The organism is Colwellia sp. KU-HH00111, assembly GCF_040362745.1.
In the GTDB taxonomy this organism is placed as follows: Bacteria; Pseudomonadota; Gammaproteobacteria; order Enterobacterales; family Alteromonadaceae; genus Colwellia.
Window position 1 is genome coordinate 271,358 of the sequence record NZ_BAABWO010000007.1, and the last position, 10,876, is coordinate 282,233.

Consider the following 10,876-nt stretch of genomic DNA (forward strand, 5'->3'; position numbering starts at 1 on the left):
ATTGCAGCTTATTACCACTGTGGCATACGTTTTTCAAAAAAAGCACTCAACCCTTCTTGCCCTTCTTGTGATACTCGAATTTTTGCAATACGTTCACTGGTATCGGCTAACAAATCATCATCAACTGTTCGAAAAGCAATATCTTGGCTAAGTTTTTTAGCTTGACGTCGAGCTTGAGTACCATTGGCTAATAAGGTGGCTATCATAGCGTTAACTTCATTTTTTAAGGATTCAGGCTCAACTATTTCGTCAACTAACCCAAGTTGTTGTGCTTTATCGGAAAAAAATCGCTCAGCGGTTTGAAAATAACGGCGACTGGCTTTTACACCTATTGCATTAATGACATAAGGACTGATGGTGGCAGGGATAAGTCCTATTTTAACTTCGCTCAAACAAAAACTAGCTTTAGTACTAGCAATAACAATATCGCAGCAACTGGCTAATCCTACTGCGCCGCCAAAAGCAGCCCCTTGCACTTGAGCTATAGTGGTTTGTGGTAAACAATTTAAGACTTTTAACATCTGCGCTAAGGCATTGGCATCTTTTACATTATCTTCGTAAGAGTATTCAGCCATGCGCTTCATCCAGGCTAAGTCTGCACCAGCACTAAAACTTTTACCATTTGATGCTAACACCATGATGCTGATATCTTCACGCTTGCTAATGTCAGTAAAAATAGCTGTTAATAGCATGATGATTTCATCATCAAAAGCATTGTGCTTTTCTGGGGTATTTAAGGTAACGGTAGCAACCCCTTGTTTGTTAAATTCTACCAGTACTTTGTTATTTGCTGTGTTCATATTTCTAACCTTAATACACTGTATTAATCTGCGCTTTTGTATATGCTTTCTAAGGAGGTTGTTTACATTCGGAAAATACCAAACTTGGTCTCTTCAATTGGCTTGTTTAAAGCGGCTGAAATGGCTAAACCTAATACTTGTCGAGTATCAGCAGGGTCGATAATACCGTCATCCCACAAACGAGCAGACGCATAGTATGGGTGACCTTGATGTTCATAGTTATCGATAATGGGTTGTTTAAAAGCTTGCTCTTCGCTTTCACTCCAGCTTTTACCTAACTTTTCTTTTTTATCACGGGTTACTTGTGCCATTACTCCCGCGGCTTGCTCTCCGCCCATTACCGATATACGAGCATTTGGCCACATAAATAAAAAGCGAGGATCGTAGGCGCGACCACACATGCCATAGTTACCTGCACCAAAGCTGCCACCAATTAAAATGGTGAATTTAGGCACTTGTGCTGTTGCAACCGCAGTTACCATTTTCGCGCCATGCTTGGCAATACCACCTGACTCATATTGTTTGCCCACCATAAAGCCAGTGATATTTTGTAAAAATACCAATGGTGTCTTTCGTTGAGCACACAACTGAATAAAATGTGCGCCTTTTTCTGCTGATTCGCCAAATAGCACACCGTTGTTGGCGACAATGCCAACAGGGTAACCAAATATTTTCGCAAAACCGCACACTAAGGTATTACCATAAAGCGCTTTAAATTCATCAAAGTTACTGCCATCAACAATACGGGCGATAATTTCACGAATATCATAAGGTTGGCGAGTGTCTTTGGGGATAATGCCGTATATTTCTTCGCTAGAGTAGGCTGGCTCGCTCATCTGTTGAAAATTAATGTTAGTAGGCTTAACTCTATTGAGATTAGCAACGACCGAGCGTGCTATTTCAAGCGCATGATTATCATTTTGAGCATAATGGTCAGTTACACCTGAGGTACGACAATGCACATCAGCACCACCAAGATCTTCTGCACTGACGACTTCACCCGTTGCTGCTTTAACCAATGGTGGTCCAGCAAGAAATATAGTGCCTTGTTCTTTGACGATAATTGATTCATCGGCCATGGCTGGCACATAAGCACCGCCAGCAGTACACGACCCCATCACTACCGCAATTTGTGGGATGGCATTTGCTGACATGTTGGCTTGGTTAAAGAAAATACGGCCAAAGTGTTCTTTATCAGGAAAAACATCATCCTGATTAGGTAAGTTAGCACCACCAGAATCAACTAAATAAATACAAGGTAGGTTGTTTTCTTGGGCAATAGCTTGCGCTCTAAGATGTTTTTTAACGGTAAGTGGGTAATAAGTGCCGCCTTTAACCGTAGCGTCATTAGCAACAATGACACACTCTTGACCACTAATACGACCAATACCAGTGATGATACCTGCACTTGGGACATTGTCTTGATAAACCTTGTAAGCAGCCAGTTGTGAAAACTCTAAAAATGCAGAGCCTTCATCTAACAGGGCATTGACTCTATCTCTGGGTAATAATTTACCGCGGCTAAGGTGACGCTCGCGAGAGCGTTCGCCGCCGCCAAGCTTGATTTCATTAAGCTGAGTTCGTAAATCATCAACTTGAGATTGCATGTGAGCCGCATTGTCTAAAAAATCTTGGCTGCGGGTGTTAATTTTTGAAATGATCTTAGCCACGGGAATACCTTATGTGTTTTTCAGTATGTTTATTAATTTATAGAATGAATTATTTAGACTCGCTAAATAGTTCACGTCCGATCAACATTCTTCTAATTTCTGAAGTACCGGCACCAATTTCATAAAGCTTGGCATCACGCAATAAACGCCCAGCAGGAAACTCATTGATATAACCGTTACCGCCAAGTAACTGAATGGTATCAAGCGCCATTTTGGTTGCTAATTCTGCAGCATAAAGGATAACTGCGGCAGAATCCTTACGAGTTGTTTCTCCACGATCACAAGCTGCAGCTACCATATAAGCATAAGATTTGGCCGCATTCATTTGTGTATACATGTCAGCAACTTTTCCTTGTACTAACTGAAATTCACCAATAGATTGGCCGAATTGTTTTCTATCATGAATATAAGGTACAACTAAGTCCATACAGGCATCCATAATCCCAAGTGAGCCGCCAGATAAAACCACTCGTTCATAATCTAAGCCTGACATTAATACACGAACACCTTTGCCTTCTTGACCTAAGATATTTTCGGCAGGAACTTCACAATCTTGGAAAACTAACTCACAAGTGTTTGAACCACGCATACCCAATTTATCCAATTTTTGGTGGCGAGAAAATCCTGGGTAATCACGTTCAACAATAAAGGCAGTAATCCCTTTTGAACCCGCAGAGGTATCAGTTTTTGCATAAATGACATAGACATCAGCATCCGGGCCATTGGTTATCCACATTTTATTACCATTAAGGATGTATTTATCACCTTGTTTGTCAGCACGTAGTTTCATGCTAACGACATCAGAGCCTGCATTAGGCTCGCTCATGGCAAGTGCGCCAATGTGCTCACCAGTACAAAGTTTAGGTAAATATTTCAATTTTTGTTCATGAGAGCCATTTTTTCGTAGTTGGTTCAAACACAAGTTAGACATTGCGCCATAACTTAAGCCTACAGATGCTGAAGCACGCGAGATTTCTTGCATTGCGACAATATGTTCTAAATAGCCTAAACCCGAACCGCCGTATTCTTCCTCAACCGTCATGCCTAATAGGCCCATGTCGCCAAATTTTTTCCATAAATCACTTGGGAATTCATTATCAATATCTATTTGTTCGGCACGCGGTGCTATTTCATCACGAGCAAAAGCATTGACTTGATCGCGGATCATATCGACAGTTTCGCCTAAGTTAAAATTAAGTGAGCTAAATGAAGAAATCATGGCTTTTCCTTTTGTATTTTATTGGATTAACTATTGTAAAGTTAACCATCAGTGTTATTTGTTTATTTAATGAATAATTTAATGAGTAAGTTTAGTCAGTATGTTTTGACAATTACTTTCTAAGTCATCGAGTTCAATCAATACCGCATTAATATCATCGAGTTGTTGTTTCAACTCGTTCTTTTTCTGAGCTATTAATGCCATCATGCTTGATAATTGTTTGGCACTCGATTTATCTGCATCATATAGTTCAAATAGTCGACCCGTTTCAGCAAGTGAAAATCCTAACCGTTTCCCCCGTAATATTAATTTTAGTCTCACCCGATCTCGCTGATTATAAATACGCGTTTGCCCCTTGCGCGTTGGCGCAAGTAAACCTTGATCTTCATAAAAACGGATACTACGGGTAGTAATATCAAACTCTTTCGATAAGTCCCCGATAGAGTAGAGCGCTTGACTTGCTTTTTTTATCATAGTCATTTCTTGTTTAAACTTGTGTGTAGTTATCTCAAATAATTAAAATAACTCTACATGAAGTTTACGTAAACGTAAAGTTTGTTTTGGGCTATTATTTTATGATTTTTGCAAGTTAAGCATAGAGAGTAATTTTACTAACGGGCATTTTGGCGCTTATTTTTTCTCTCTATAAAATCAGAGTTACTGTAACTATGTCATTACAAAAATGTAAAGTGGACAAAAGACTAGTACTAAAGTTTACGTTGGCGTAAACGTAATATTGGGTTAACCTATTTAATTATTATTAACAAAAATCAAATCACTTCTATATTTTGGAGAACCTCATGTCTAATAGTGATCCTATTGTAATTGTTTCAGCACTAAGAACCCCAATGGGTGGTTTTAGTGGATGTTTAGCGAATGTTACTGCGCCTGAGTTAGGTGCCAGTGCGATAAAAGCTGCCGTGGCGCAAGCCAAATTAAGCAATGATCAAATTGATGAAGTGATTATGGGCTGTGTATTACCAGCAGGTTTAAAACAAGCTCCGGCGAGACAAGCTGCTATTTCTGCAGATTTAGCGCTATCAACCGTTTGCACCACTATCAACAAAGTTTGCGGCTCAGGCATGAAAGCAGCAATGCAAGCACATGATGCCTTACTTGCTGGTTCAATTGAAGTAGCTATAGCAGGTGGTATGGAAAGCATGAGCAATGCGCCATATATACTGCCGAAAGCAAGAGCTGGTATGCGCATGGGGCATGGTCAAGTACTTGACCATATGATGCTTGATGGCTTAGAAAATGCTTACGATGGCATTTCAATGGGCTGTTTTGCTCAAGAAACTGCTGACGAAACAGGTTTTACTCGTGAAGAGATGGATGAGTTTGCTATTCGCTCATTATCTCGAGCGAATGCAGCCATTGAAAGTGGTGCATTTAAAAATGAAATTACGCCAGTAACAGTTACTAGTCGACGAAGTGAAACCGTCATTGATACCGATGAACAACCAGGTAATGCCCGCCCAGATAAAATACCATCATTACGTCCGGCCTTTAAAAAAGATGGCACTATCACAGCGGCAAACTCTAGCTCCATCTCTGATGGCGCAGCAGCATTAGTGATGATGAAACTATCAACAGCGAAGGCTAAAGGGTTAACACCGCTTTGTAAAGTAGTTGCTCATGCTACACACGCTCAAAAACCGGCTGAATTTACTGTTGCCCCTGTTGGCGCAATGAACAAGTTATTAGATAAGGCTGGCTGGACAGCACAAGATGTTGATCTATTCGAAATCAATGAAGCCTTTGCTATGGTTACTATGCTTGCTGTTAAACATATGGATTTAGACATTAATAAGGTCAATATTCATGGTGGCGCTTGTGCCCTTGGTCACCCACTAGGTGCTAGTGGTGCGCGTATTATGGTAACACTGATTCATGCTTTAAAAAATAAAGGCTTGTCAAAAGGTGTGGCATCTTTATGCATTGGTGGTGGTGAAGCTACCGCTATTGCAGTAGAACTGGTTTAAAGGTTAGGAAATAATTATGAATTTTGATTTAACAGAAGATCAACAAATGTTCGCTGACACCGCTAAACAATTTAGCGACAGCGAATTATTGCCCAATAGTGCCAACTGGGATCAGGAACATGTTTTCCCAAAAGACGTTATTACCAAAGCAGGTGAATTAGGTTTTTGTGCATTATACACGCCAGAAGATGCAGGCGGTTTGAATTTAAGCCGTTTAGACTCATCGATCATTTTTGAACAACTAGCCATGGGCTGTACTGCAACAACAGCCATGATGACGATTCATAACATGGCTACGTGGATGATAGCTACCTGGGGTAAAGATTCGGTGAAAGATGCATGGTGTCCATCATTAGTTACCGGTGAAAAATTAGCCTCTTACTGTTTAACAGAGCCTGGCTCAGGTTCTGATGCGGCGTCTTTAAGAACGTCTGCCAAGAAGGATGGCGATCATTATATTATTAATGGCTCGAAAGTGTTTATCTCTGGTGCTGGCTCTACTGATGTTTTAGTGGTTATGGTGCGAACAGGGGCTGCGGGTCCTAAAGGTATTTCAGCGCTAGCTATTCCTGCTGATTTAGAGGGAATTATTTATGGTAAAGCAGAAGAGAAACTAGGCTGGAACGCACAGCCAACCAGGCAAATTACTTTTGACAATGTAAAAGTGCCAGTAGAGAACTTATTAGGTAATGAAGGCGAAGGCTTTTCTATGGCAATGAAAGGACTTGATGGCGGACGCATTAATATTGCTACCTGTTCAATAGGTACTGCACAGCAAGCCTTGAATACTGCGATGGAATATATGCAAGAACGTGAACAGTTCGGTAAACCTATCGCTGCTTTTCAAGGGTTACAGTTTAAACTTGCCGATATGGCAACAGAATTAGTTGCTGCTCGTCAGCTTGTACGTTTGGCTGCGGATAAATTAGATAAAAACGATCCTGAAAAAACTGCTTATTGTGCCATGGCCAAACGCTTTGCTACGGATATTGGTTTTCAAGTCTGTGATGCCGCGCTGCAAATTCATGGCGGATATGGTTATATCAAAGAATACCCATTAGAACGTCACTTTAGAGATGTGCGAGTCCATCAAATCCTTGAAGGTACTAATGAAATTATGCGAGTGATTATTGCTCGTCGTTTATTAACTGAAGGTGCTGGACAAATCTTATAATCCTTAGGTTATAAGCTTTAAGATGTAAGTATATCAATAAAGAAAAGAGAACAAAAAAATGTCTGATTATTCATCACAATTTTTAACGGTAGAAGTAATAGAGCATACCGCGGTAGTTACCTTTAATAATCCTCCAGCACATACGTGGACTCAGCAAAGCTTAACTGATTTACGTGACTTAGTTTTATCACTAAATGAAGATAAAAACATTTATGCATTGGTGCTTACGGGCGGTGGAGATAAGTTTTTCTCTGCTGGTGCAGATCTCAATGTGTTTGCTGATGGCGATAAGAACGTAGCTAAAAATATGAGTGATATTTTTGGTCAAGCTTTTGAAACCTTATCAAGTTTTCGTGGTGTGTCTATTGCTGCTATTAACGGTTATGCCATGGGCGGTGGACTAGAAGTTGCCTTAGCTTGTGATATCCGAATCGCTGAAGAGCATGCAGTTATGGCACTACCTGAAGCTACAGTAGGTTTGCTTCCTTGTGCTGGTGGGACTCAAAATTTAGCTATTTTAGTTGGCGAAGGTTGGACTAAACGAATGATATTATGTGGCGAGCGTGTTAAATCTGAGCGAGCACTACAAATAGGTTTAGTCGAAGAAGTGATTGCTAAAGGGGAAGGTAAGGATGCTGCCATTTCGTTAGCAGCAAAAGTAGCTAAGCAGAGTCCTGTTGCAGTTTCGGCATGCAAAACTCTTATTCAAAAAAATAGAGCCATGCCAATATCACAAGCATTACCACAAGAACGTCAGGCGTTTATTGATTTATTTGATTCGCTTGATCAAAAAGAAGGTGTGCAAGCCTTTTTGGAAAAACGCAAACCTCTTTGGTTAAATAAATAGCGATTATACTAATCGCAGCATAATAATTAGGATTTTTATATGACTCAAGTAGTGACTTTCCAAGAGCTTGATTGTGCAAATGGCAAAAAAATTGCTGTTGCCACGTTAAATTCACCTCGTTCATTAAATGCTTTAAGTGGTGAAATGATTGATTTACTTTTTCCGCAGTTAAAAGAGTGGCAAATGCAAGGTGATATTGTTGCTGTTTTCCTACAAGGTGAAGGCGAAAAAGCTTTTTGTGCAGGCGGCGATATCGTGCATATGTACAATGAAATGAAAGCGCACCAAGGTGAATTCGCACCCGGCATTGAAGAATACTTTACCAAAGAGTATCAGCTTGATTATCTTATCCATACGTTCAATAAACCTTTTATTGTTTGGGGTGGTGGTATTGTCATGGGCGGAGGTCTAGGCATGATGGTTGGCGGCAGCCATCGCGTAGTTACTGAGAATTCACGCATTGCCATGCCTGAAATTAGCATTGGTCTATACCCAGATGTTGGTGGTAGTTACTTTTTAAACCGTATGCCTGATAACTGTGGTTTATTCTTAGGGCTAACAGGGGCTTCTATTAATGCAACTGATGCTAAACACTGTCATTTAGCTGATTATTTCATTGTTAATGATAATAAAGAATTATTGATTAATCAGTTAACTCAGTTAGATTGGCAAGAGTCAATAGAGCTAAACCATGAGAAGCTTGCAAATTTATTAACTCAGTTTGAACAAGACTCAAGTAGTCACATGCCTGATGCTAAACTTATTGAGCATAAAGCTTTAATTGAAAAAGTGACTAGCTTCGATAATCTGAAAGACATTGTCGAGGCTATAGTCACTGCTGACTGTGAAGACAAATGGTTCGCTCGAGCGCAAAAATCTCTTAAGCATGGCAGTGCACTAAGTGCTTCTTTGGCCTATAAACAACTACAGTCAGGCGAGTCACTATCTTTGGCGGATTGTTTTCGCATGGAGTTAAACCTATCCGTTAAGTCAGGGCAATTTGGTGAGTTTGTTGAAGGGGTTAGGGCGCTGTTAATCGATAAAGATAATTCTCCAAAGTGGCGTTTTGATTCAGTAGAAGCCGTTGATAATAAAATTATCGACTGGTTCTTTGAATCGAAATGGTCACAAGAGCAACATCCGTTAGTTGGTTTAGACAATTAGTCAACGTGTATTTTAGTAAAACTATTTTAAAGAACTTCTCTTGTAATTAATAAGGAAAGAACAATGGCAAATATCGCATTTATTGGTTTAGGAAATATGGGTGGCCCTATGGCCACTAATTTAGTTAAAGCAGGACATCAAGTTTGTGTTTTTGACTTATCAGAATCTGCAGTAGCGCAAGTGGTTGAACAAGGTGCTAGCACAAAAACAAGTGCTATTGACTGTGTTAAAGATGCTCAGTTTATTATCTCTATGCTACCTGCTGGTAAACATGTCGATGCTGTGTATTTGTCACCAGAAACAGGGCTGATTAATCATATTGCTAAAGGCAGTACTGTGATTGACTCTTCTACTATAGATGCTACAACGTCACGCAAAGTAGCAACAGCATTAGCAGAACAAGGTATTAACTTTGTTGATGCACCTGTTTCAGGAGGTGTTGGCGGAGCGGTTGCTGGCACATTAAGTTTTATGGTTGGCGGAAGTGACGATGAATTCAACCAAGTAGAACCAATTTTAGGTGCTATGGGAAAAAATATTTTTCATGCAGGAGATCATGGCGCAGGTCAAATTGCCAAGGTCTGTAATAATATGTTGTTGTCTGTGTTAATGGTTGGCACAAGTGAAGCATTGCAACTTGGGTTGGCAAATGGATTAGATGCAAAAGTGTTATCTAACATCATGAGTAAAAGTTCAGGCAGTAACTGGACATTAGATGTTTATAACCCTTGCCCTGATGTAATGGAAAATGTGCCATCATCAAATAATTATCAAGGAGGGTTTATGGTCGATTTGATGGCAAAAGATTTAGGTTTAGCTATGGATACAGCTGTCACTAGCCAATCATCAACCCCTATGGGAGCATTGGCTCGCAACTTATATGCAATGCATGCAGCATCAGGTAATGGCGGTAAAGACTTTTCCAGTATATTTAATTTGTTCGACAAGTAAATACGGTTGTCAATATAGCTATAGACATATAGAAAGGTATAAAGATACCAATAGAGAATATTATGAATTTAGAGAATAAAACCATTGTTATTACAGGTGGCGGACAAGGTCTTGGTCGTACCATGGCAATAGATTTTGCAAAAAGCGGTGCTAATATCGCGTTAATTGATTTAAATGAAGAGTTATTACAAGAAACAGTCAAGCTTGTTGAAGGACAGGGGGCAAACGCAAAATACTATATTGCTAATGTCAGTAATGAAGAGCAAGTTGAAAGCACGTTTAAACAAATCAATGATGACTTTAAAAGTATCGATGGTTTGATTAATAACGCTGGCATTTTACGTGATGGCATGTTTGTTAAAGCGAAAGATGGTGTGGTGAGTAAGAAAATGTCACTGGCACAGTTTCAATCTGTTATTGATGTTAACTTAACCGGAGTATTTTTATGTGGCCGTGAAGCTGCAGTTCATATGATAGAAAATGGTAGCAAAGGTGTAATTGTTAATATGTCCTCTATCGCACGTGGTGGGAATATGGGACAAACCAACTATTCGGCAGCAAAAGCTGGAGTGGTAGCTATGACAACAACTTGGGCTAGAGAGTTAGGCCGTCATGGTATTCGAGTTGGTGCCATAGCCCCAGGTGTTATCCGTACCGCTATGACTGACGCTATGAAACCTGAAATGAGAGACAGGTTGGAAAAAATGAAACCTGTTGGTCGCTTAGGTGAAGCTGAAGAAATAGCTCATACCGCTAAGTATATTTTCGAAAATGAATTCTTTACCGGAAGAGTCGTTGAAATTGATGGTGGGTTATCAATGTAAGCCGATTTATCATTTTAATTGGATAGATTTTAATTAAATTGTGCAAGCTTTGAACACTTGGGCTAATATTGATAAATAAAATTGAAAAAGAGGCTTTTTATGCTTGACCTAAAGTTAAAAGTCTCTACAATGCGCTCCAGTTCCAAGGGGTTGAGGCAAAAAGCTCAATCAACTGGCTGTTTTGATAAGTTATCTACTTTCATTTAATGACTATTAGCTAACTTAACGTTTTAAAATGAAGT

At 39.8% G+C, this 10,876-nt stretch carries 10 protein-coding genes; 6 read left to right on the plus strand and 4 right to left on the minus strand.

Going from position 1 to position 10,876, the window contains the following annotated elements; translation table 11 throughout:
• Positions 1–11: 11 nt before the first annotated feature.
• From ABXG98_RS14400 to ABXG98_RS14415, 4 genes are all read right to left on the minus strand, one after another.
• Entirely contained in the window at positions 12–800 is a 789-nt protein-coding gene (locus ABXG98_RS14400; protein ID WP_353539384.1) for an enoyl-CoA hydratase/isomerase family protein, read from the minus strand.
• Between the two features lie 62 nt (positions 801–862).
• Positions 863–2,470 (minus strand): carboxyl transferase domain-containing protein, encoded by a 1,608-nt coding sequence (locus ABXG98_RS14405; protein ID WP_353539385.1) that lies wholly within the window; start codon positions 2,468–2,470, stop codon positions 863–865.
• Between the two features lie 49 nt (positions 2,471–2,519).
• A complete protein-coding gene (locus ABXG98_RS14410; RefSeq protein WP_353539386.1) occupies positions 2,520–3,689 on the minus strand; it encodes an isovaleryl-CoA dehydrogenase in 1,170 nt (389 codons plus the stop codon).
• Positions 3,690–3,767: 78 nt separating this feature from the next.
• Positions 3,768–4,163 carry a MerR family transcriptional regulator gene (locus ABXG98_RS14415; protein ID WP_353539387.1) on the minus strand — a complete coding sequence of 132 codons (396 nt, stop codon included), beginning with the start codon at positions 4,161–4,163 and terminating at the stop codon, positions 3,768–3,770.
• Positions 4,164–4,489: 326 nt separating this feature from the next.
• Between ABXG98_RS14415 and ABXG98_RS14420 the strand changes: the two genes are divergently transcribed.
• The 6 genes from ABXG98_RS14420 to ABXG98_RS14445 all read left to right on the plus strand — a co-directional run bounded on the left by ABXG98_RS14420 (position 4,490) and on the right by ABXG98_RS14445 (position 10,634).
• Positions 4,490–5,674, plus strand: a complete 1,185-nt coding sequence (locus ABXG98_RS14420) for an acetyl-CoA C-acyltransferase (RefSeq protein ID WP_353539388.1) — start codon at positions 4,490–4,492, stop codon at positions 5,672–5,674.
• Positions 5,675–5,690: 16 nt separating this feature from the next.
• Complete coding sequence (locus tag ABXG98_RS14425) at positions 5,691–6,848, plus strand: acyl-CoA dehydrogenase family protein (protein WP_353539389.1); 1,158 nt, start codon at positions 5,691–5,693, stop codon at positions 6,846–6,848.
• Positions 6,849–6,906: 58 nt separating this feature from the next.
• Positions 6,907–7,695: an enoyl-CoA hydratase gene (locus ABXG98_RS14430; protein ID WP_353539390.1), complete on the plus strand. Its 789-nt coding sequence runs from the start codon at positions 6,907–6,909 to the stop codon at positions 7,693–7,695.
• Between the two features lie 39 nt (positions 7,696–7,734).
• Positions 7,735–8,859: an enoyl-CoA hydratase/isomerase family protein gene (locus ABXG98_RS14435; RefSeq protein ID WP_353539391.1), complete on the plus strand. Its 1,125-nt coding sequence runs from the start codon at positions 7,735–7,737 to the stop codon at positions 8,857–8,859.
• 63 nt (positions 8,860–8,922) lie between these two features.
• Complete coding sequence (gene mmsB, locus ABXG98_RS14440) at positions 8,923–9,810, plus strand: 3-hydroxyisobutyrate dehydrogenase (RefSeq protein ID WP_353539392.1); 888 nt, start codon at positions 8,923–8,925, stop codon at positions 9,808–9,810.
• Positions 9,811–9,872: 62 nt separating this feature from the next.
• Positions 9,873–10,634, plus strand: a complete 762-nt coding sequence (locus ABXG98_RS14445; RefSeq protein WP_353539393.1) for an SDR family oxidoreductase — start codon at positions 9,873–9,875, stop codon at positions 10,632–10,634.
• Positions 10,635–10,876 lie beyond the last annotated feature (242 nt).